Below are 22,516 nucleotides of genomic sequence, written 5' to 3'. Positions count from 1 at the left end.
TCTCTCTTCCATGCGGGGCGGGGAGGTACGGGCAGGCGGCGAGCGGGTCGAGGAGGGGAGGCTCGGATGCGGGCCGCCGGCCCGGGCACGGCGAAGGGGGCGAGCCGGTCAGACGGTGCGGCCGGCCGCGGGGATCTGCTGGGTGATGCAGTGCACGCCGCCACCGCCGTACGCGATCACGCGCGAGCGGACTCCGACGACCTTGCGGCCGGGCAGCGCGGACGCGATGACGGCGAGGGCGCCCTCGTCCTCGGTGGTGCCGGCGACCGGGACGACGACCCCGCCGTTGGCGATGTAGAAGTTCAGGTAGCCGACCTCGGTCTCCCGGCCGTCGACCTCGACGAGGTTGCTCTGCGGCAGGTCGATGATCGTGAAGGGGCGGCCGGCGGCGTCGGTGGAGCCCTCCAGGACGGCGCGGTTGACGCGCATGCGCTCGAAGTCGGGGTGGGCGGGGTCGCTCGGGAGCTGAACGACGACGGTGGCGGGGGCGACGAAGGCGCAGACGCCGTCCACGTGCCCGTCGGTCTCGACGTCCAGCAGACCGCCGTACGGCAGCCAGATGACCTTGGTGACACCGAGGCGGGCGATCAGCTCGGCCTCGATCTCCTCCTTCGTCATGTCCGGGTTGCGGTTCGGGTGCAGCAGGCACTGCTCGGTGGTGATCAGCGTGCCCTCGCCGTCGACCGTGATCGCGCCGCCTTCGAGGATCATCCGGGAGTCGACGCGGTCCACGCCCAGGTGGGTCAGCAGGGCCCCGGCGATCTTGTCGTCGGTGTCGTAGGGGAAGTGCTTGCCGCCCCAGGCGTTGAAGCGGAAGTCCACGCCCGCCCGCCGGCCGTCCTCACCGAGTACGAAGATCGGCCCGGAATCCCGGAACCAGGAGTCGTCGATCGGGAGCTCGATCACCTCGACGCCCTCACCGCACAGTGCGCGGGCCTCGTCGCCGCTGCCGGGCAGGGCGACCATGGTGACCGGCTCGAAGGCGGCGATCGCGTTGGCGACGTGGGCGTACTCGACCTTCACCTCGTCGAAGACGTCGCCCCACAGCTCCTGCCGGGTCGGCCACGCCATCAGGCAGCCCTCGTGGTCCGTCCACTCGGCCGGCATGCGGAAACTGGTCATGATCCACTCCTGTTTGAAAATTCAGTCAGTGTTTGTAAGGGGTGCCCGCATCGTCCACCAAACTGAAAATTCAGTCAATGGTTCTCGCCAAGCTGATGCGGAAACGGTCACACCGGGTGTCGGGCAGGGTACGGAAGGGCCCCTGAATCGGCATGATCACGGCGGTATCACCGGAAAGGGGTGCCTGATGTTACGGTCAGGAAAAGCCCCAGGTGACGGAGTCGACGGGTAGAGTGACCCTTCGTGTCAGACCGTCGAACGGAAATACTCAGAGCCGCCACGCGAGTGATCGCGCGCCGCGGCGTGCGCGGGCTCCGGGTGGGGGAGCTCGCCGCCGAAGCGGGCGTGTCCACCTCGCTGATCTACTACCACTTCACCGACCGCGCCGGGATCCTGCGCCGCACGCTGGAGTTCATCAGCGACCGCGCCGATCGCTACACCGCCGAACGCGAGGACGGCTCGGACGGTCCGGAGAGCCCCCGCGACGAACTGAAGCGGACCCTGCTCCTCGAACTCCAGGACGCCCCGGAGGTACGGGAGAACAGCACCGCCTGGGGTGAGCTGAGGGCCAGCGCCGTATTCGATCCCGACCTGCGCGAGGACGTGGCCAAGGCCACGCACAGCTGGGTCCACGAGATCTCCTACCTCCTCGCCCAGGCCCGCCCCACCGGCACGGCCCCCGAGCACGCGGCCGCCGCCGAACGCCTGACGGCCCTCCTCGAAGGCCTCAGCGTCCGGTGGCTGAGCGGCTCGCTGCCCCTGGACCACGCGCGCCGGCTCCTCGCCGACGCGATCGACGGGGAACTGGCCGCATGACCGACCGGGCCGCCGGAGCGGTGATCGTAGACGCCCTGGAGCTGGTGTCCGACCCGGAGCGGGCGGCCCGGTTCGCCGCGTCGGCGCACCGGATCCTGGCCGAGCTGGTGGCCGGGGGAGCCGCGCTGGGCTGGGTCGAACCGCCCGGGCCGGACCAGGTGGCGCAGCTGCTGGACGGCGTCGTGGCCGCCGTGCGGAACGGGGACGCGGCCCTGCGCGCCGCCTGCCTCGGAGACCGGCTCGTCGGGCTCGGGTACTGGCAGCGCTACGGCCGCCCCACGCACCGGCCGCACGCGGACCTGGAGAAGCTCGCGGTCGCCGCCGATGCCCACGGGCTCGGGCTCGGCCGGGCGCTGACCGCCGCTCTCGTCGAGGACGCCCGCAAGGCCGGGATCGAGGTCCTCACGCTGGATGCGCGAGGAGACAACACCCGGGCCCTGGGGCTGTACGCCTCACTGGGCTTCACCGAGTACGGGCGGCTGCCCCGCTTCGTCGCCGTCGGCGAACGCCGCTACGACAAGGTGTTCTGCATGCTGGACTTCCGCCCGCCCGTACGAGGGGCCGCGTCTCAGAGGAAGTAGAGCCGGCCGAGCGAGATGGAGTCGGCCGGCTCGGAGACCAGCGGCTCCCCGTCGAGCGACACCAGGCCCGTGCCGGGATGGACGTCGACGCTGCCGGTGCGGCTGTTGCGGAGCATGTGCTTCGGCCCGATGCCCCGGGTCCCGCGGACCGCGACCCGGCGGCGCCGGGTGGGCATCATGTCGCCGTTCTGGACGGCCGCTTCCGCGACGAACGCCACGGATATGTCGGCCGCGGTGGCCCCGTACGCGCCGAACTGGGGCCCCAGGACCAGCGGTTCGCAGCGGTCGGTCGACGCGTTCGGGTCACCGGTGACCCCGTAGGCCGGGAAGCCGCCCTTCAGGACCAGTTGGGGCTTGGCGCCGAAGTACTCCGGCCACCACATCACCAGGTCCGCGAGCTTGCCGACCTCGATGGAGCCGACCTCGTGGGACAGGCCGTGGGCGATGGCCGGGTTGATGGTCAGCTTGGCCATGTAGCGCAGCACGCGCTCGTTGTCGTCGCCGCTCTCCGCCGTGCCGTAGGAGCCCTCGCCGTCCAGCGGGCCGAGCTCGGTCTTCATCTTCCCGGCCATGGCGAAGGTGCGGCGTACGGTCTCGCCCGCGCGGCCCATGCCCTGGGCGTCGGAGGAGGTGATCCCGATGACCCCGAGGTCGTGCAGGAGGTCCTCGGCCCCCATCGTCCCGGCGCGGATCCGGTCGCGGGCCATGGCGGCGTCGCCGGGCAGGTCGACCTTCAGGTCGTGCGCCGAGACGATCATGCCGAAGTGCTCGCCGAGCGCGTCCCGGCCGAAGGGCAGGGTGGGGTTCGTCGAAGAGCCGATGACGTTCTCCACGCCGGCCATCTTCAGGACGTTGGGGACGTGGCCGCCGCCGCAGCCCTCGATGTGGAAGGCGTGGATGGTCCGGCCGTCCAGCACCCGCAGGGTGTCCTCGACGGACAGGCACTCGTTCAACCCGTCCGTGTGCAGGGCGACTTGTACGTCGTGTTCCTCGGCCACGCGCAGGGCGGTGTCCAGGGCGCGGGTGTGCGCGCCCATGTCCTCGTGGACCTTGAAGCCGGAGGCGCCGCCTTCGGCGAGGGCCTCGATCAGCGGGGCCGGGTCCGAGGAGGAACCGCGGGCCAGGAAGCCGATGTTGACGGGCCAGGCGTCGAAGGCGTTGAAGGCGTGCTTGAGCGCCCACGGCGAGTTGACCCCGACCGCCCAGACCGGGCCGAACTCCTGGCCGATGATCGTGGTGACCCCGGAGGCCAGGGAGGCTTCCATGATCCGCGGGGAGAGCAGGTGGACGTGGGTGTCGATGGCGCCGGCCGTGACGATCATGCCCTCGCCGGAGACGATGGTCGTCCCCGTGCCGACCACGACGTCGACCCCGTCGAGGGTGTCGGGGTTGCCGGCCCGGCCTATGGCGTGGATGCGCCCTTCGCGGATGCCGATGCTGGTCTTGCGGATGCCGAGGACGGCGTCGATGACCAGGGCGTTGCTGATGACGATGTCGCAGGTGTCGCGGACGGCGGCGGCCTTCAGGTGCAGTCCGTCGCGGGCCGTCTTGCCGAAGCCGGCCAGGAACTCGTCCCCGGGCCTCTGCGAATCGGACTCGACCCGGACGATGAGCCCGGAGTCGCCGAGCCGGATCCGGTCGCCGGCCCGGGGGCCGTGGACGGTCATGTAGTCGTGCGGGTCGGTGCTGTCCGCCGGGGCGGCGCCCGGTCGGCCGTGGCAGCCCGCGGAGTCGAAGACGCTGCCGCTCATGCCTGCTCCTGTCCTTGTGCCTGTTCCTTGGACGAATTCGCGCTGTCCTCGTACGAGGTGAGGTATCCCGTGGCCCGGGCCTTGGCCAGGGCGGCCTCGCGCGCGCCGGGCGCGTCGAGGGGGCCGTCGACGAGACCGGCGAAACCGATGGCGACGCGCGCCCCGCCGATGGGCAGCAGGTCCACCACGACGGTGGCGCCGACGTCGAAGCGCACCGAGGAGCCGGCCGGCACGGCGAGCCGGGTGCCGTAGGCGGCGGCGCGGTCGAAGGCGAGGCGCGGGTTCGACTCGAAGAAGTGGAAGTGCGAGGTGACGCTGATGGGCACGCTCGACGTGTTCCGTACGGCCAGGCGCACGGTCGGCGCGGCGGGGCCGTAGCCCTCGCCGTCACCCGGCAGACCGGCGCCCGGGGCGTCGGCCCCGAGCGAGCCTTCCTGCCGGAAGGGGTCGTCGATGACGCAGAGCCTCGTACCGTCGTCGAAAACGGCCTCGACCTGGATCGAGGTGACCACGTCGGGGACCCCCGGCAGCACCTCTTCGGCGCTGAGTGCGTGGCGGCCCGCAGCGATCGCCTCGGCCAGCCGGCGGCCGTCCCGCGCCGCCTCGCACACCGTGTCGGTGATCAGCGCGGTGGCTTCGGGGACATTGAGCTTCACGCCGCGCGCGCGGCGGGCGCGGGCCAGTTCCGCCGCCGTGAAGATCAGCAGCCGGTCCCGCTCGGTCGGTGTCAGTCGCATCGCATACGGCCTCATCTGTGAAGGGCGGGGCGGACCGCCCCGGTGTACTGCCGGTACCGGAACTGCCGGTACCGGCATCGGCGGGCTCTACGGGCTCTACGGGCGCGGTTCGGCCATCGTCGAGCAGTGGATGCCGCCGCCCCCGGCCATCAGCCGGTCGACGTCGAGCTGCACCACGGTCCGCCCGGGGAAGGCGGCCGCCAGGGTCCGCTTCGCCGCCGCGTCCTTGACGGAGTCGCCGAACTGGGCGGTGATGACGGCCCCGTTGACCACGTGGAAGTTCATGTACGAGTCGACGAAATCGGGGTTCTTCGACCGCACGGTGTCGGGACCGTCGACCTTGATGACGGTCAGCCGCCGGCCCCGGGCGTCCGTGGCCGCCGAGAGGATCGCGAACTGTTGGCGGGCATCGCGCGCCCAGACGTCGTCGCGGCTCGCCGGCGGCACCTGGACCATGACCACACCGGGGCGGATGAAGCGGGAGGTCACGTCGATGTGGTCGTCGGTGATGTCCTTGCCCTTGATGCCCGGCACCCAGATCATCTTGTCGGCGCCGTACGCGTGCAGGACCGCGTCCTCGACCTCGGCGCGACTCCAGCCCCGGTTGCGGTTCTTGTTGACGAGGCTGCTCTCCGTGGCCATCACGGTTCCGTCGCCGTCGGTCTCGATCGACCCGCCCTCGCCGACGAAGTCGGTCTTGCCGAAGGGGAGATGGGCCTCGTACGCGACGCTCTCCGCGACGTGGGCGTCGTAGGAGTGGGCCTGCTTGTTGCCCCAGCCGTTGAAGTTCAGGCCGATCGCGTCGAGCCCGCCGCGGCCGTCCCGGCGGAAGACCGGGGCGATATCGCGCATCCAGAGGTCGTCGGTGCCGATGGCGGTGGTCACGGTCGCGCCCGGGCCGCACCAGGAGCGGGCGGTGGCGGCCGTCGAGGAGTCCGGTGCGCACATGATGACGGGCTCGTAGCGCGCGATCGTCTTCGCGATCAGCGCGATGTCCTCCTGGACCCCGGCCAGCGCGCGGCCGCCCCAGATGGACGAGCGCGAGGGCCAGGACATCCAGGTGCGGGTGTGGGGAACGTCGTCGAGGTCCACCCGCCAGCGCTGCACCCCCGCGCTCGGCGCCCGGACCGCGCCCGGGACCGCGGCGGCCGCGGTGCCGACCGCGACCCCGGCCGCTCCGAGTCCGGCGGCCCCCAGGACGATCCTGCGGGAGGGGTTGGAGCCGAACAGCCGGCCGAGGAGGGAGCGGCTGTCGTCGGGGGAGTCGGGCATCGATGAGCCTCCGGATCGCGTGGGGGAGCCGGCCGAGAGCGGCCATGGCCAGACTCTGTCACTGACTGAAAATTCAGTCAAGGCGCGCGACGTGCGTGATCCCTTGAGGTGACCGGTCCGGTCCGGTTCGGTTCGGTCCCGACCGGTTCAGGATCCAGTGGAGCTCAGCGGTGGGGGATCAGGCGCGGGAGAGGCGGTCCAGCTCGGCGGCGATGGACGACACCATCAGCTCACGGGCGTGCGTCAGGGGCAGGCTGCCGCTGAGCCAGCGCGAGCTCAGCCCCTCCACCAGGGCGGTCAGCCGCTCGGCGGCACTCGACAGGGCGCCGGCTCCGGCCATGGGGCGGACCTGCCCGAGCAGCTCGCTCACTTCCTGGATCCACACGAGGGTGGCGCCGGCGAGGTCTTCCCGCAGGTCGGGGTCGAACACCGCGCTGGCCCGCAGCTCTCCCCAGGCCGTGCTGTTCTCCCGTACCGCGGGGTCGTCCTGGAACTCCAGCAGGAGCGTCTGCTCCAGCTCGCCCATGGGGTCGAGCGGGGGATCGGCGGGGTCCCGCTCCGTGGTGTACCGGCCGGCGCGGTCGTTGATGAACTCCAGGGTGGCGCGGAGGATCCCCGCGCGGTCCTTGAAGTGGTAGTAGATCAACGCCGTGGACACCCCGGCCTCGGCCGCGAGCTCCTCCACGCGCAGGCCGCGGACGCCGCGCCGGGCGATGACCCGCGCGGCGCCTTCCATGATTGCCGTTCGACGATCAGCCACGGTCCGACACCTTACCCGGAGGGCGGGGGCCCGAGTGGATCCGGACTGACCGAAGGTCTGGTCAGCGCTCTTGGGAGATCGTGAGGCGGGAGGGCAGTGATGCGACGCCTTGAAGCATGTCGGTGGGCAGGTCGATATCGAAAGACTCCAGGCTGACGATGTCCCCCAGTGGGGAGACGTCGAGGCCGGGCGTGAGGGCCCCCGAGTACACACCGGAGACGAGAGCGGGGAAGGCGTGCGGCAGTCGGTCGAGCACCTGCTGTGCGGCGGATGTACCGCCGTCGTCGTGGAGGGCGAGGGCGGTGACCTGTGCCAGGACGACGTCCGGGGGAAGGGTCTCCAGCGAGACGGCCTCCAGTGCGAGGGTTCGGAGTGCGGGCAGCTCTGCCATCTCCTGCCAGTCCTCGGCGGATGTCCGGTCGGACCGGTAGGTGAGGGACGTCAGGGCGGCGAAGCGGGAGAGTCCCTTCAGGCCCTGCTCCGAGACGGCTCCCTCCGTCATGTTCAGGTGGTGCAGGGGGGCGCGCGGGTGGAGGGATTCCGGGGACCAGTCCAGCGGTACGCCGCCGGAGAGCCAGAGGTGCGTCAGCGTCGGCAGCCGGTTCAGCGGGCTCAGGTCCATGGTGGTCGAGCCCTCGATGGCCAGGCGGCTGATCGGAAGCCCGATGAGAGGGGAAAGGTCCGCGAGTGCGGGGCAGCTGAGGGCCGAGAACGATGTGAGGTCCGATTGGGCCCGCAGGAATTCCAGATCCGTCAGCGGGAGACTCGTCAGCTGGAGCTTCGTGATCTTGTTCCGGGAAAGGTGCGACGTGAGCGCCTCCACGGACACGGCCTTCCTGACGTCCAGCGCCTTCGCGCGGAGGTTCAGACGCTCCAGATGGAGCAGCTGCGCGTCGGAGGTGATGCTGTAGTCGAGACCGTCCGGGTCGAGGTGTGCGATGACCTCATCCGCGTACAGGGCGCTGTCGAACCGGGACCAGGCCCACATGAGCTGGCTGCGCACCTTGAGGGAGGGGTGTCCGGAGTAGCGGGCCAAGAAGGGTATGGCGGCATCGGACGCGACCCTGGAAGCAGCGATGACGGTGTAGTAGCAGTCCGATTCGTCCAGGCCGTCGGGGCCGGGCAGAAGGTCCAGGACCAGTGGCCCCCAAGTACCCAAGTCGCGGGCATCGAACCTGTCGCGCGGCGTGATCAGCCGGGTGATGCGTCCCTCCACCGCTTCGCGGACCGCCGGCTCAAGCGTCGTGGCGTGCTCCAGACATGCGGCGGCGAGGAGGTGCACGCGGCGGTCTCCGGTGCGGTCACCGAGGCTCAACAGGCCCTCGAAGAGGGTCACCCGCTCGCGGGGCCGGGCCAGCGCGACGGCCATGCGGATGACGTCCTCCCACTGGTCGTCGGCGGCATGACTGGCGAGCAGCCCGAAGTCGCCCTCCTCGACCGCGGCCCGCGCGCCCAGGAAGTCCTGGAAGGTGCGGTGGATGAAGTCCACCGTTCCCGGGGCCGGTTCGCTGAGTAGGCCGCTGCGCTGGAGGAAGTGGTCGAAGACGGCTGACGGATCACCCAGTGCCGCCGCCTCCGGGACGGCGGGGAGGGCGCGGCCGATGATGTCCTCGGCCTGGGTGCGGTCCATTTCCGTACGGCCGTTCTTGATCAGCCAGTAGGCCAGGCGTTGGAGCAGCTCCAGTTGAGGCTCCTCCCTGAGGTCGGGGACGTTCATGTCCCGCTCCCGGTCGCGGCGGCTGATCAGCATCGATAGCGCGGCCTCGTACAAGTCCTTGCGGCCGTGAGGGAGATAGCCGCGTCGATCGCGGTGAAGCGCGCAGATCAGGCCGCACATCAGGGGGTTGGTGGCCAACATGCCGAGGTCGGCCTTCGAGCGGACGGCGGTGAGGAGCTGGGCCTCGTACGCATCGAGTTCGGCTGCGGACTCGGCCCCGCCGCGGGCGGCCGCGTGCCAGCGCTTGATGAAGGTGGCGGTGTCGGCGCGTCCCATGGAGGACAGGGCCAGTTCGCTGAACCCTTCTTCCGTGAGCCAGTCCTGGCCCACGGCCGACGGGCGCGAGGTGACCAGCCAGCGGTTGTCGCCGTCGTACGTGTCGATCAGGTCCCGCAGCCAGCGACGGGTCCGCTCGCGCTCGGGCTCCGGTATCTCGTCGATGCCGTCCACGAGGACCAGCCCCCGCCCGGCGGTGAGCACCCGGTGCTCCCATCCGGCGGGCTGGGAGCCGGTGAGGGGGCAGCCGATCGCGGCGAGGAAGTCCTTGGGGGCCGGGAGCCGTTCGCCGTGGCGGGTGAGCGTGCGCAGGGGGAGTACGAAGGGGATCCGGTCGCGGAGGTACGCCGGCAGGTCCGTGCGGTCCTGCTGTGCGGCGGTGACCGCAAGCCACTGCACGAGCGTGGTCTTTCCCGAACCGGCCTCGCCCCGCAGGAGGACGCGGGGGGTGCGGGCCAGCGCCTGATCCGCGGGCTGGGGTTCCAGGGTCCGCTGCACCGCGAGGAAGTCCTCCGCGGTCTCGTAGGCGTCCCAGGAGATCTCCGTGCGCCCCAGTGGCGCCGCCTCCAGGCTGAGGTAGGCAACGTCCAGCGGCCAGCGCGTCGGTGAATTGCTGAGGTCGATGCCGTAGATGGTGAGCTTGGAGTGCTTCTTGGCCACGTACGGCAGGTACGTGGCCTCGAACGCGACGTCCGCCGCGTCGGGGAGCGGGGTGCGGCGGATCAACTCATCAGTTTTTGATGTGAGTTCGTCCATCGCTCGGGTCTGGCTGACCAGGGCACGGGCCGTGAAGGTCTTGCGCTGGGTGAAGAACTCCAGGATGTGCAGGGAGGCGAGGCCGAGCAGGGCTTCGTAGACGTGCGTGGCGTCGGCCGAGAGGTGGCGCTCCGGGCGGTCGGCCGCGCGGCGCAGTTCGCGGGCGAAGGCCTCCGGGCCGAGGCGGACGGCGTCGACGTCCGTGATCGTGAGGTCGCCCAGGGCATGCAGGGTCGCGGCGAGGGCGTCGGTGACGGCCTCCTGCTCGTCCGCCGGGATCCGGCGTTCGCCTGTGCTGAGGGCCTGCTGTACGAGGGTGGCGGCCAGGGTGCGTACGTCGGACTCGGTGAGGGTGCGCTTCTCACCCTTGAACGAGACGTATCCGGAGAGCCGGACCGGCTTGTCGACCAGACCCGCGCCCGGGGCGTCCGAGACGAAGAACTTCCTGACGAGCGGGCCGATCACGGACGTTGCCAACTTGAGGCCGATGGCTGTGGGTTCCACGTGTGCCCCCCCGTAGAGCTGTGACCGGTGCCGTCGTGATTCTAGAGTGCGCGGCGCCCGTGCCGCCGGGATCGCGGGCTGCGGCATCATGGCCACGGGATCGGGTGCGGGGAAGGGAGCGCGGTGGCACAGGACGAGGTGCGCGGCAGAGTCGTGGTGGCCGGGCGGTACCGCCTGGAGGACAGGCTGGGCCGGGGCGGTATGGGTACCGTCTGGCGGGCCACCGACGAACTGCTCGGGCGTCCGGTCGCCGTCAAGGAACTGCACGTGGGCGAGGGTGACGGTGACGGCGTGGCCGCGGGGGCGCTGCGCGAGGCGCGGGCCGTGGCGCAGGTGCGGCACCCCCACGTCGTCGTGGTCCACGACGTCGTCGAACACGACGGGCGCCCCTGCATCGTCATGGAACTGGTCGACGGCGGTTCGCTCGCCGACCTGGTCTCCGCCGGGAAGACCCTCACCCCGGTCGAGACGGCCAGGACCGCCCTCGCCCTGCTCGGCGCCCTGACCGCGGCGCACGGCCGGGGCGTGCTGCACCGGGACGTGAAGCCGGCCAACGTCCTCATGGAGTCGGGGACCGGCCGGGTGGTGCTCACCGACTTCGGCATTGCCCGCTTCTCCGGGGCCACCACCATCAGCCAGACGGGTGCCTTCGTCGGCTCGCCCGAGTACACGGCTCCCGAGCGGATCCAGGGAGCCGCGGCCGGGCCGGCCGCCGACCTGTGGTCGCTCGGCACGCTCATGTGCACCGCGCTGACCGGGGAATCCCCCTTCCGTCGCGATTCGCTGGGCGGCGTCCTGCATGCCGTCGTCTCCGCCGAGATCCGCCCGCCCGCCCAGGCCGGGCCGCTCCTGCCGGTCATCCGGGGCCTGCTGGAACGCGACCCGGAGCGGCGGATGGCGGCGGCCGAGGCGGACCGGCTGCTGTCGGCTTATCTGGCCGGGGGGAGTCCCGTGCCGGGCGGGGACAGCCCCGTACCGGCCGACCGTGTGCCCGTACCCGCCGACGGGGTCCCGGCCTCCGTGCCCGCCCCCTCCTCCGTGCCCGCCTCCGCCTCCGAGGGGCTGACCGCCCCGGCCGTGCCCCCGCGCCCGACGGCCCGCCAGCGGGTCGCCGGGCGGTCGGGCCTGCGCCTCGGGCTGATCGCGGCCGCCGCCGTGCTGGTGGCGGCCGGGGTGGTGGTGGGCGCCGACCCGCTGCGCTCACTGCTCGGTGGGGAGGAGTCGGGGCGCGGATCGCGGAGTGCGGTGGCGACCCCCGACGGCTCCGCGACCCTGCCCGCGCCCCTGCCCTCGCCCCCGGGCGGGGCCGGCTCCACCCCGAGTGCGGTGGGTGGGACCCTGAGCGTGCCGCCCTCCGGGTACCGGACCTTCGCCGACCCGCAGGGCTTCGCCATCGCCGTGCCCGAGGGGTACCAGCGGGCCACCGACGACCAACGGGTCTTCTACGTCTCCCCGGACGGGGCTTTCCGCATCGGGATCCGGGTGAAGATGCCGGTGCCCGGCGGCCCGCTCGGCGTGATGCGACAGGCCCACGCCAAGGGCCCGGACACCAACCCGGGCTACCGCGCCGGCACGGTCGTCTCCACGACCCACCACGAACTTCCGGCGGCACTGTGGGAGTTCACCTGGAACGGCTTCACCCCGGCCGAGGGAGACCGGCACACCTACGACCTCTGCTGGGACCAGAACGGCCGGATGTACGACATCTGGGTCTCCGCCCCGGTGGGTGAACTCATCCAAGCAAAGCGTCACTTCGACACCGCCGTGGCCACCTTCGTACCCGGCGTACCAGGCTCCGTCACCCCCTGAACCCGGTCCCCCTCCCCACCGGCTCCGGTCAGGTGTGCAGCACCACCAGCCCGTCGAGCCCGTCGGTATGGCGCAGGCTGCCCGGCGCCAGCGGGGCGAAGGTGCGCGGGAGCGCCAGGCCCGGGGCCCCGTCGCCCTCGGGGGCGTCGAAGAGGTACGCCGCCTCCGAGGCGCTGTCGCTGACCAGATGGGGCCCGTCCGCCCCGGCCGTGGCCCGCGTCAGCGGGGTCCGGAAGAGGCTGCGCAGCTGGCGCAGGGTCTCCGCCGTGACCGGTACCGGCATCGGCAGCGGCTCCGGATCCGCCGGGCCCCGCGAGGACTCCGGGCCGGCTGCCGCGTCGGCCGGGCCCGTCCCGCCCGGGCCCGTCCCGCCCGGGCCGTCGGCCGCGAACACGGCGTCGATGGCGGCCGTACCGTCCGCGCCGTCGGCGTCGTCCGTCCCTTCGGTGCCGTCCGGCGGGATCGCCCCCGCCAGCAGCAGCGCCAGCAGCACCGGAACCGCCTTGAGCCGGAGCGCCTCCGTGGCCCGGCCCAGCCGGTGCGCGTGCCCGCCGGGCAGCGACAGCGCGAGGCTGCCCGCCGCGTCTCCGAGCGCGAGGGGCACGGCCGCGCACACCACGCCGGGGGCGTACTCGCGCAGGTCGAAGACGGGGGCCCCCGGGGCCACCGCGTCGAGCGCGCTGAACAGGGCCCGGCTGTCGGTGATGGTCCGCTCGGTGAGCCGGGCGGGCCGGTGCCGGGCCACGTGGTCGGCGCGGCCGTCGTGATCGAGCTGGCTCAGCAGGCACTTGCCCACCGCACTGGCGTGCGCGGCGTCCCGGAAGTCCACCCATTCCCGTACCGGCGGGGCGCCGGGCCCGTCCGCCATCTGGGTGATCCGGACCTCGCCCTCCGCGTACCGGCTCAGGTACACGGCCGCGCCGGCGCTGTCCCGCGCCAGGGCCAGCGTGCGCTGCAACTGGGCCGCCAGGCCCCGGCCGCCCGGGGCCGCGAGCCGGTCGAGGGCCGGCCCGGGGGCGTAGACCCCGACGCCGGAGCGGTACGCGTACTCCTCCTCGCAGAGCATCGACAGCAGCGGCCCGAGCTCCGCCTCGGCCAGGCCCGCCTCCCGCCCGAGCCGCCCGGACCGTACGCCGAGCGGCCGCCGCTGCAGGACCCGTACGACGGCCAGGGCGCGCCGCGCCGCCGCCAGGGCCTCGCCCCCGCCGGGCTGCACCACGGTCCCGCGGGCCGCCGCCGTCAGCGCGGGGTGGCGCAGCGGGCCCGCCCCCAGCCGGGGCGGCCGCGGCGGGAGCGGTGGGGCGGCCGGCGGCCGGAACGCGTCCAGTGCCAGGGACACCCCGGGCCTGGGCAGCGGCACCGGGCCCAGGTCGGGGTCGTCGAGCTGGTCGACGTAGCGCAGGACCGCCGCCTGCGCGCACAGCCGCACCTCCCGGAGCTCCCGCCGTCCGCCCGGCCGGAAGCGGCGCCGGCCCAACTCCCGGGCCCAGAAACGGGCGTCGTGGTGCTCGCCGCGCCGCGAGTGGTCGAGGAAGAGGCAGTACGCGGCGTGCGTGGTGCGGCTGCGCCCGGACCCGGCGGCGAACTGCCACCAGAACCGGGCCCCTTCGCGCAGTCCGGCCAGGTGCAGCAGACAGCCGAAGACCACGGCTCCGGGCAGGTCGGCGTGGCCGTCGCTCTCGAAGGCGTCGAGCCGCTCCCGGGCCCCGGTGGCGCACACGGAGGCCAGACAGGCGGCCTTGAGGTCGCGTCCGGCCCGCTCGGAGTCCAGCGGCAGATCGCGCAGGGGGTCGCTCCAGCCCAGCGTGCGGCGCCGGGCGTGGGCGCCGCCGCGCCGGGGGGCCGGTGCGGAGCCCGGCTTCGACGCCGGAGCCACGGAGTCGGCGCCCCGCAGCAGCCGGGTCTCCGCCGCGCCCAGGTCGTAGTGCGGATAGCGGTCGCGCACGCTCGCCCGGGCCAGGAACTGCTCCAGGGAACGCGGGAGTCCGCCGTCCTCGCGGCGGGTTCCGCGGCTCGTGTTGCGGTTCATGACTCGGCGGACGCGTCGAGCAGCCGGGCGAGGCGCCGCTGGGCCTGGCCGAGCTGCGAGCGGACCGTGGCCTCGTCCACACCCATGATCGCGGCGGCTTCGCCGGGGGTGCACTGGAGCCCGTACCGCAGCAGCACGGCGTCGCGCTGGCGTTCGGCGAGCCGGGAGACGGCGGAGTAGAAGCGGATGGTGTCGGTGAGCACCTCGTACTGGTCGGCTTCCGCGTGGGCCTCCTTGAGCGCCGCCTCGAAGGCACTGGTGTCCATCGGCTCCGGCCAGGGGCTGCGGCGGAACTGCCGGTCGATCAGCCGCTGTTTGAGGACGGTCCACGCATAGGCATCGAGCCGGTCCATGTGCAGCATCCGCAGCCATTCGCCCATGATCGAGTCGAAGGCGGCGTCGACCGCTTCCTCGGCCGCCGCGTCCGAGCCCAGCTGCAGGTACGCGAACCGCATGTAGGCCGGGCGCCGGTCGGCGTGGAAGGCCCAGTACGACAGGCGCGCCGTCGAATCCCACTGGCTCATGGGCGCCGGCCGCCGTCGCCGGCTCGGCAGACCCACGGCCCCGCCACCGGACTCCTCCGGACCGCTGCCATCGCTCACCGCTCCACCCCATCCCGTGTGCGGGGCAAGGAAATCAGCGCGGGCGCACTCGGAGGGCGCAGAGACGAAAGCTGGAAGAATTACGTTCGGTGATGATCGCTTGATGATCGATGTCGATCACGCACACGCTCAACCAGCGCAAACGCATATGCCGTTCTCCTGTGCGTCCCTTTCGTTCCCCGCCGGAGGGCACGGCGTGTGACCATCCCAAGATTCACTCGTTTGTCGGAGGGTGGGTACAACACAGCGATTCGGCTCCACCGCCGTGGAGCAGGCCGAGGCCGTCCTCGTCGAGCACTACCCCCAGTTGGTACGGCTCGCCTACGTGACGCTCCCGGTCACGCTGGGCCGCCATGCCCGGGTCCTCCTCGCGCACAAGGCGGTCCAGCGAGCACTCCCGCGCGGCGGACGCGGCAGTACCCAGGCTCCGGCCGGGCCCGACGGGCCGGGCGGCCCCCTGACCGAGGTGCGCGTACGGGTCCTGCGCGCGAGCCTCGCCCCGTCGGGCCGGGCCCGTCTGGCCGCGGCCGGGCTCGGGTGGCCGCCGGTGCCGCCCTTCGTCTGGGGGCTGCGGCTGTGGCCCCCGGCGGGTGGGATCGACGAGCCCGCGCGGGCGCTGGGCGCGGCTCCGGGGCCGGTCCGGGCCGCGTTCGTCCTGCACGGCATGGACGGCCTGCCCGAGGAGGCGGTGGCCCGGCTGCTCGGGCAGGCCGGGGTGGCCGACCCGGCGGACGCCGTGCGCGAGGCGCTGGCCGCCTGGCGCGAGTGGTCCCCGGGGCCGGGGCGGGAGACGGGCTCGCAGCCACCGGGGGTGTGGGGCGGTACCGGTATCGCCCCAGGTGCGCGCGCCCGTGCCGGGGAGGCGGCTGGGGAAACGCTCCTGCGAGGGCCGGGCGGCGTCGAGTTCGACGCCGCCGTGGTCAGCGCCCGCCCCACGGACCTGCTGCGCCGGCGCCGCCGGACCCGGGCCGGCTGGACCGCCGCGGCCGCGCTGGCCCTGGCCGCCGGGATCCTCGCGGCCGACGGATCGCCGCCCCGCCCCGAGGCCTCGCCGCTCGCCGGACCGGCCGTCGCCGGGGCCCTGGACCCCGCCCGGCTGGTCCGCGTGCCCGCCGAGGCCTGGGCGGACACCGCCCGCGTCGACTTCACCGCCTGGCCCGCCCGCGGCGCCCGCACCGCCGACCGGGGCCTGCTCGCCCGCGCGCTGGCGGCCTGGGCCGCCCGGCCCCGGGAGGTGGCGGTGACGGCCGCGCCGGGGACGGCCACCGACGCACCGCTGCGCGCGCCGCAGCTCCTGTACGCGGGCGACGTCGCCGGGCGGGCCGTCGTGCTGCTGCTCGACGGGGACCGGGTGGTGCGCTACGGCGAAGCAGCCGACGGGCCGCGCGGCCGGGAGCTCGCGTTCGCCCGTACCGACGAGGCGAACGTGACCACCGCCGCGGCGCTGACGCTGAGCCGCACCCCGGGGAACGGGAGCGCGGACGGGGGCCGGGCCAGGTACCTGCTCGCGCCGTGGATCGCCCGGGCCGGCACCCGCGACCTGCTCCGGACGGGGGAGGGGGCCAAGCCGCTGGCCGTCACCGCCGACGGGGTCACCGAGGAGACCGCGGTGCCGCGCATGGGCGGCGCCGACGGAGCCGACGGCGGTGGCGGCGCCGGCGGAGCCTGCGCGGCGTGGCCCGTACTGGAGCTGACCTCCTCCGCCCGCATCGTGGAGAAGCACGCCTTCGTCCTCGCCGACCTGGGCGCGCTGACCCCCGTACACCTCACTTACACGCCGCTGCCCGACGGTCCCGCGGCGGTGGCCGCGCGCCAGCCGCGCGAGGCCACCGGTCCGGCCGCGCGGGCCGCGTGGGCGCCGGTCGCCTGCCGGCTGCGGGAGTACCGGGCGGGTGGGGTACGGGCCGTCAACGTCTGGGACTTCGCCGGCTCCGAACTCCCCGACGGAGCGGGCCGGGCCGTCTGGACCTGCACCCGGGCCTCCGGCTGGGCCGGCCCGGGCGACGTCCTGGTCCAGCTGCGGCTGCCCGCCGGACCCCCGCAGGACGTGGCGCGGTCCCGCGCGACCGCCGCGTGCGGACGGTTCGGACAGCACCTGCTCGCGGGCACCCGGTGGCGCTCCCCGGCCGGACGCTGGTACCTGCTGGCGGCCGGCAGCCGAGAGGTCGCGGGCATCACGGCGGCCGGGGCCGTCCGCGCGGAGGCCGCCGGGCGGACCCTGACCGTCCCCGTCGCCGGTCCGCAGGGCCCCGCGGCCACCCTGACGGGCAGGCTCGCGAGCGGCGTCCGGATCACCGCGATCGACGGCGGCCGGGGCGGCCGCGACTGACGGCGCATCGCCGGGGCACCGCCGGGGCACCGCCGGCGCAGCGCCGGGGCCGTCCTCCGGAGCGCCGTGCGCGGCCGCCGCGCACGGTGTCCCGGCGGCGTGGACGGCGGTTCGGGGGCTGCCCGGCCCGCTGTACCATGGCCCCAGCGCGAGGGCCGTGACGGAGTGGTCACAGTCCTCGCTTTTGCTTTGCACCCTCCAGTTTTGCGCTGTACCCCCAGTCCACCCCGAAGAAATGCGGGGCGTGGCGTTTCGGCGGTTCGATACGATGAACCGCACGTCACGTCGTACCGGCATATATGAAATGGAGCATCCGAGGATGGCTCGACACCTGATCACCAGCGCGCTTCCCTATATCAACGGGATCAAGCACCTGGGCAACATGGTCGGGTCGATGCTTCCGGCGGATGTGTACTCCCGGTACCTCCGCCAGCGCGGCCACGACGTCCTCTACATCTGCGCCACCGACGAGCACGGCACCCCCGCCGAGCTCGCCGCGAAGGCGGCCGGCCTCTCGGTCGCCGAGTTCTGCGCGCAGGCCCACGACGCCCAGAAGGCGGTCTACGACGGCTTCGAGCTGTCCTTCGACTACTTCGGCCGCAGCTCCTCGGAGCAGAACCGCGAGATCACCCAGCACTTCGCGCGCCGGCTCCAGGCGAACGGCTTCATCGAGGAGCGCGCGATCCGGCAGGTCTTCTCGCCGGTCGACGACCGCTTCCTGCCGGACCGCTACGTCGAGGGCACCTGCCCGCACTGCGGCTACGACAAGGCCCGCGGCGACCAGTGCGAGAACTGCACCCGCGTCCTGGACCCCACGGACCTGATCGAGCCCCGCTCGGCCATCTCCGGCTCCACCGAGCTGGAGGTCCGCGAGACCAAGCACCTCTTCCTCCTCCAGTCCAAGCTCCAGGTCGAGGTCGAGGCCTGGGTCGCGGAGCACGAGGAGGAGTGGCCGCAGCTCGCGTCCTCCATCGCCCGCAAGTGGCTGACCGAGGGCCTGCACGACCGCGCCATCACGCGTGACCTCGACTGGGGCGTCCCGGTGCCCGCCGACACGTGGCCCGAGCTGGCCGCCGACGGCAAGGTGTTCTACGTCTGGTTCGACGCCCCGATCGAGTACATCGCCTCCACCAAGGAGTGGGCGGACGCCGACCCGGCGAACCGCGACTACAAGTCCTGGTGGTACGAGGCCGAGGACGTCCGCTACACCCAGTTCATGGCCAAGGACAACGTCCCGTTCCACACGGTGATGTTCCCCGCCACCGAGCTCGGCGTCCGCGAGCCGTGGAAGATGGTCGACTACGTCAAGGCCTTCAACTGGCTGACGTACTACGGCGGCAAGTTCTCCACCTCGCAGAAGCGCGGCGTCTTCACCGACCAGGCGCTGGAGATCCTCCCGGCCGACTTCTGGCGCTACTTCCTCATCGCCAACGCGCCCGAGTCCGACGACTCCTCCTTCACGTGGGAGCACTTCGCCGCCACGGTGAACAAGGACCTCGGCGGCACGCTGGGCAACTTCGTCAACCGCGTACTGACCTTCTCCCGCAAGAAGTTCGGCGACGAGGTCCCCGCGGGCAGCCCCGCGGGCGAGGTCGAGGCCAAGCTGGGCGTGCAGATCGCCGAGCTGCTGGCCGAGTACGAGGGCCACATGGACACGCTCCAGTACCGCAAGGCCGCGGCCGCGCTGCGCGCCCTGTGGTCGGCCGGAAACGCGTACCTCGACGAGAAGGCCCCCTGGACGGAGGTCAAGACCGACCTGGACGGTGCGGCGCTCTCCCTGCGCACGGCGATGAACCTCATCCACCTCTACTCGGTGGTCTCCGAGCCGTTCATCCCGGCCTCGGCGCGCGCCATGCGCTCCGCGTTCGAGCTCGCCGACGACACGGCCACGTGGGTCACCCCGGAGCAGGCCGCGTCGCTCGACGCGGTGCCGGCGGGCACGCCGTTCACGGTTCCGCCGGTGCTCTTCCCCAGGATCTCCGAAGAGGACCTGGAGTCGTACCGCGAGCGCTTCGGCGGCAACCCGGACGCCTAGGCCGGATCTTTCGGATCTTGCCTGGCCGACCGGCCTTCCAGGCAGCAACGCACGCAGGGGCGCGACCCGTTGGGGTCGCGCCCCTGCGTGCGTTCCCCGCGGCGTACGCCGCCGTCACATCGCGGCGCCCAGGGCCAGGAACCCGCAGATCAGCACGAAGAGGATGCCGAGCAACGGCCAGACGAAGCGCAGGTACTTGTCGTAGCCGACCTTGGCCAGCGCCACGCCGCCGATGGTGACGGCGGTGGTGGGGACCCAGAGGTTCATCCAGCCGCTCGCCGACTGCCAGGCCGTCACCATCAGCGCGCGGGAGACGCCCGCGAAGTCGGCGAGCGGGGCCAGGATCGGCATGGTGAGCGTGGCGTGCCCGGAAGTGGAGGGGATCAGGAAGGCGAGCGGGAGGTTCACGAGGAACACGATGATCGCGAAGATCCCGGACGAAGTCCCCTTCACCACACCCTCGATGGAGTGCAGCACGGTGTCGGTGATCTTCGAGTTGTTCATGATGACCGTGACCCCGCGCGCCAGCATGATGACCAGGGCGGGCGAGATGAAGTCGGCGGCCCCCTGGATGATCGTGGAGCTGAGCTTGGCCTCGCCCATCCGGGCGACCAGGCCGATCAGCACGGCCGCGCAGATGAAGAGCGCCGCCAACTGGGCGAAGGACCAGTCCAGTTCCCAGGCGTACGGGGCCGCGTCCGCCTTGCCGGTCAGCGCGCTCGACCAGGGCACCACCGAGAAGATCATGAAGGCGAAGACGAGGACCAGCAGGACCAGCACGGTCTTGTGCAGCCGGGTCAGCTCCGGTTCCACCTCCTCGGCGCCGGTGGCCTTCTGCTCCCGGTCCCCGGGCAGGAACCCGCAGATCGACTTGGAGGGGTCCTTCTGGACCCGTCGGGCGTACCGGATCACGTAGAGGACGGTCACGGTGGTCAGCACGATCCACATGAGGAACCGCAGCCCGATCCCGTCGCCGAGCGAGATGCCGGCCGCCGAGGAGGCCACACCGGTGGCGAAGGGGTTCACCGTCGAGCAGAGCACGCCGACGCCCGCGCCGAGGATGGCGGCGCCGACCGCGACCAGCCGGTCGTAGCCGAGGGCCAGCATCATCGGTACCAGCAGGCCGTAGAAGCCGAGGGTCTCCTCGGCGAAGCCCTCCACGGTGCCCAGGATCGAGAAGACCACCATCACGGCGGCGATCAGCAGCGCCCCGCGGTCGCGCAGCCGGTGGGCGAGGAGGGCGATGCCCCGGTCCAGGGCCCCGGTGGCGAACACGACGGTGATGAAGGCGCCGATGGCGAGCACGAAGAGGAACACGCCCGCACTGCCGTACAGATCGCCGCTGAAGGTGGGCCCGACCTCGCCGGTCTTGGGGTCCTGGAGGCCGTAGAGCCCGTTGACGGGGGAGAGGAACAGGTCGTTCAGGCGATCGGTGAAGCTCTGGGTGCCCTCGACCCGGTGGTAGGTGCCGGACACGGGGGCGCCGCTGTCGTTGCGGTCGTACTCGCCGGCCGGGACGAGGAAGGCCAGCAGCCAGATCGCGACGGTGACGATGGCCAGGATCGTCAGCGCACTGGGGAAGGAGAACTTCCGCGCCGGCGGCGGCCCTTCCGGCGGTACGGGCGCGGGTGCGGCCGGCGGCGGGGGAGCGGCCGGGGGCGGGGTCGCGGTGGTCACCGGGCGCCTCCGGCGGGGTCCTGGGCGGCGGCCCCGTCGCCGACAGCGCCGAGGTCCGCGCCGAACGCTGCGCCGGGGTCCGCGCCGGGGTCCGCGCCGAAGTCCGCCGCGTACTCCCGGACGAAGGCGGCCATCGCCACCACCGTGTTGCGCACCTCCGACAGCAGCACCCGCTCGTTCGGCGCGTGCAGGTTGCACATGCTGTCCTGTGCGCCGAACAGCAGCACCTCCGCCCCCGGAGCCGCCCGCGCGAGGCCGTTCACCAGCGGGATGGAGCCGCCCGTGGCCACGTAGGAGGCCTCGGTGCCCCAGGCCTCCTTCAGCGCGGTCAGCGCCGCCCGGTACGCGGGCCCACCCGTCCGCGCCTCGAAGCCGGGGCCGGTGTCGCCCGGGGTCACGGTGAGCGGGATCCCGAAGGGCCGCTGCGCGCGCAGGTGTTCCACGAGCGCGGTCCGGGCCTCCTTCGGGTCCTGGAGGGGATGGAAGCGCAGGTTCAGCTTGGCCCGCGCGTACGGGACCACGGCGGAGGCGGCGCCCGCCACGTCCGGGGCGTCCAGCCCGATGACGGTGACGGCCGGTCCGCTCCACAGCCGCTCGCCGAGCGAGCCGGTGCCGATCAGCGGCAGCCCGTCCCGGACGGAGGCCAGCTCGCGGAACTCCTCCTCGGTGTAGGTCGTTCCCTCCCAGGGATCGCGGCGCAGCCCGGGCACCGCCACGTCCCCGTGCTCGTCGTGCAGGGTGGCCAGCGCCCGGAGCAGGACCAGCAGGGCGTCGGGGGCGGCTCCGCCGAACTCCCCGCTGTGCCGTGCCTCCGCGAGCGTGCGCACCTCCACCATCACCTCGCAGGCCCCGCGCAGGCCGGTGGTCAGGGTCGGGGTGCCGGGCCGCAGGTTGCCGAGGTCGGCGATGACCATCGCGTCGCAGGCGAACCGGTCCGGATCGGTGGGCGGGTAGTCGTCGAAGGGGCTGCCGTACTCCTCCTGCCCCTCGATCACCAGCTTGATCCCGACGGGCGGCCGGCCGCCGTACACCCGGAGCATGCCCAGGTGCGCGATCACGTTCGACTTGTCGTCGGCGATCCCGCGCGCCCGCAGGCCGCCGGGGACTCCGGCGACGGGCGTCGGCTCGAAGGGCGGGGAGAGCCACAGGGTCGGGTTTCCGGCGGGCTGGACGTCGTAGTGCCCGTACAGCAGGACGGTCGGTGCGCCCGGGTGCGGGGGCGGGATCTCGCCGTAGACGACCGGGGCGGTGTCGGGCAGGTCGATCCGCTCGATGGTGGGGACGCCCGCCTCGCGCAGCAGGGAGACGATCAGGTCGTGCGCCTCCAGGACCGGCTCCGGCGGGTACCCGGGGAAGGCGACCGAGGGGATCGACGCGAGCCGTTCCAGGTCGGCCCGCAGGCCGTCCATCAGGGCGTCGACCTGTGCTTCGAGGTTGTGCGAGCCGTCCGCGTCCACCTGCCACCGTCCCTGTGCTCCCCGGGCGACCCCGCTGAGCTGCGGGATCGGGTTCTCCGATCATCGGCGGGGAGGGCGGGCCGCGCCGTGGCGGAGTGGGCCGGGCGGGTGAACGCCGGCCGCGGGGGCCTGGGGTGCGCGGCGGCGCGGTGGAGTGGTGCGCGCGGGCGCGCCCGCCGGTACGGGCGGGGCGGGGTCCGGTCCGGATGGGGCCGGGCGGGCGACCGGCAGGGACCCGCTGTGGCGCGAAGTGGGCTGCCGAGGGCTGATCTTGACCTGTCTGGCG

14 protein-coding genes and 1 pseudogene are annotated in these 22,516 nt (G+C 73.0%); 5 read left to right on the top strand and 10 right to left on the bottom strand.

All coding sequences use genetic code 11. From position 1 onward, the window contains the following. Positions 1-108 precede the first annotated feature (108 nt). A complete protein-coding gene (locus OHA37_RS06210) occupies positions 109-1,122 on the bottom strand; it encodes an agmatine deiminase family protein (protein WP_266903264.1) in 1,014 nt (337 codons plus the stop codon). 243 nt (positions 1,123-1,365) lie between these two features. On the opposite strand from OHA37_RS06210, the gene OHA37_RS06205 reads away from it, so the two are divergent. Both OHA37_RS06205 and OHA37_RS06200 read left to right on the top strand, forming a co-directional pair. Next, positions 1,366-1,938, top strand: coding sequence for a TetR/AcrR family transcriptional regulator (locus OHA37_RS06205; protein ID WP_266903263.1), 573 nt, complete (start codon positions 1,366-1,368; stop codon positions 1,936-1,938). Then, positions 1,935-2,519: a GNAT family N-acetyltransferase gene (locus OHA37_RS06200; RefSeq protein ID WP_266903262.1), complete on the top strand. Its 585-nt coding sequence runs from the start codon at positions 1,935-1,937 to the stop codon at positions 2,517-2,519. Before OHA37_RS06205 ends, OHA37_RS06200 begins: the two co-directional genes overlap by 4 nt. On the opposite strand, the gene OHA37_RS06195 is transcribed toward OHA37_RS06200, so the two are convergent. The 5 genes from OHA37_RS06195 to OHA37_RS06175 all read right to left on the bottom strand — a co-directional run bounded on the left by OHA37_RS06195 (position 2,507) and on the right by OHA37_RS06175 (position 10,292). Further along, entirely contained in the window at positions 2,507-4,186 is a 1,680-nt protein-coding gene (locus OHA37_RS06195) for an urease subunit alpha (protein WP_266912545.1), read from the bottom strand. The genes OHA37_RS06200 and OHA37_RS06195 overlap by 13 nt on opposite strands. 80 nt (positions 4,187-4,266) lie before the next feature. Then, positions 4,267-5,007, bottom strand: a complete 741-nt coding sequence (locus OHA37_RS06190) for an urease subunit gamma (protein WP_266903261.1) — start codon at positions 5,005-5,007, stop codon at positions 4,267-4,269. Between the two features lie 96 nt (positions 5,008-5,103). Then, positions 5,104-6,279 (bottom strand): agmatine deiminase family protein, encoded by a 1,176-nt coding sequence (locus OHA37_RS06185; protein WP_266903260.1) that lies wholly within the window; start codon positions 6,277-6,279, stop codon positions 5,104-5,106. A 178-nt stretch (positions 6,280-6,457) separates the two neighbouring features. Then, a complete protein-coding gene (locus tag OHA37_RS06180) occupies positions 6,458-7,039 on the bottom strand; it encodes a TetR/AcrR family transcriptional regulator (protein WP_266903259.1) in 582 nt (193 codons plus the stop codon). Between the two features lie 61 nt (positions 7,040-7,100). After that, entirely contained in the window at positions 7,101-10,292 is a 3,192-nt protein-coding gene (locus OHA37_RS06175; protein WP_266903258.1) for an NACHT domain-containing protein, read from the bottom strand. A gap of 123 nt (positions 10,293-10,415) precedes the next feature. Here OHA37_RS06175 and OHA37_RS06170 point away from each other — a divergent pair, with 123 nt between their 5' ends. Beyond that, positions 10,416-12,101, top strand: a complete 1,686-nt coding sequence (locus OHA37_RS06170) for a serine/threonine-protein kinase (RefSeq protein ID WP_266903257.1) — start codon at positions 10,416-10,418, stop codon at positions 12,099-12,101. A 472-nt stretch (positions 12,102-12,573) separates the two neighbouring features. Here OHA37_RS06170 and OHA37_RS40760 read toward each other — a convergent pair. Together OHA37_RS40760 and OHA37_RS06160 are read right to left on the bottom strand one after the other, a co-directional pair. Beyond that, positions 12,574-13,320: pseudogene (locus tag OHA37_RS40760) on the bottom strand (IclR family transcriptional regulator domain-containing protein); the annotation flags it as partial. Between the two features lie 806 nt (positions 13,321-14,126). Further along, entirely contained in the window at positions 14,127-14,732 is a 606-nt protein-coding gene (locus tag OHA37_RS06160) for an RNA polymerase sigma factor (protein ID WP_266903256.1), read from the bottom strand. Between the two features lie 232 nt (positions 14,733-14,964). Between OHA37_RS06160 and OHA37_RS06155 the strand changes: the two genes are divergently transcribed. After that, complete coding sequence (locus tag OHA37_RS06155; protein ID WP_266903255.1) at positions 14,965-17,061, top strand: hypothetical protein; 2,097 nt, start codon at positions 14,965-14,967, stop codon at positions 17,059-17,061. Between the two features lie 319 nt (positions 17,062-17,380). Beyond that, the gene (metG, locus tag OHA37_RS06150; protein ID WP_266903254.1) at positions 17,381-19,096 is read left to right on the top strand and encodes a methionine--tRNA ligase; all 1,716 of its coding nucleotides are present in this window, start codon (positions 17,381-17,383) and stop codon (positions 19,094-19,096) included. Positions 19,097-19,210: 114 nt separating this feature from the next. Here the strand turns inward: metG and OHA37_RS06145 are convergent, their stop codons facing one another. Together OHA37_RS06145 and OHA37_RS06140 are read right to left on the bottom strand one after the other, a co-directional pair. Continuing rightward, entirely contained in the window at positions 19,211-20,773 is a 1,563-nt protein-coding gene (locus OHA37_RS06145; RefSeq protein ID WP_443046119.1) for a YfcC family protein, read from the bottom strand. Next, entirely contained in the window at positions 20,770-22,230 is a 1,461-nt protein-coding gene (locus OHA37_RS06140; protein ID WP_266903252.1) for a M20/M25/M40 family metallo-hydrolase, read from the bottom strand. Before OHA37_RS06140 ends, OHA37_RS06145 begins: the two co-directional genes overlap by 4 nt. Between the last annotated feature and the right edge of the window lie 286 nt (positions 22,231-22,516).

Origin of the sequence: Streptomyces sp. NBC_00335 (genome assembly GCF_036127095.1) — a bacterium.
Classification (GTDB): Bacteria; Actinomycetota; Actinomycetes; order Streptomycetales; family Streptomycetaceae; genus Streptomyces.
The sequence above is the reverse complement of the archived record's forward strand: the minus strand, read 5'-3'. Positions and strand labels throughout refer to the sequence as shown.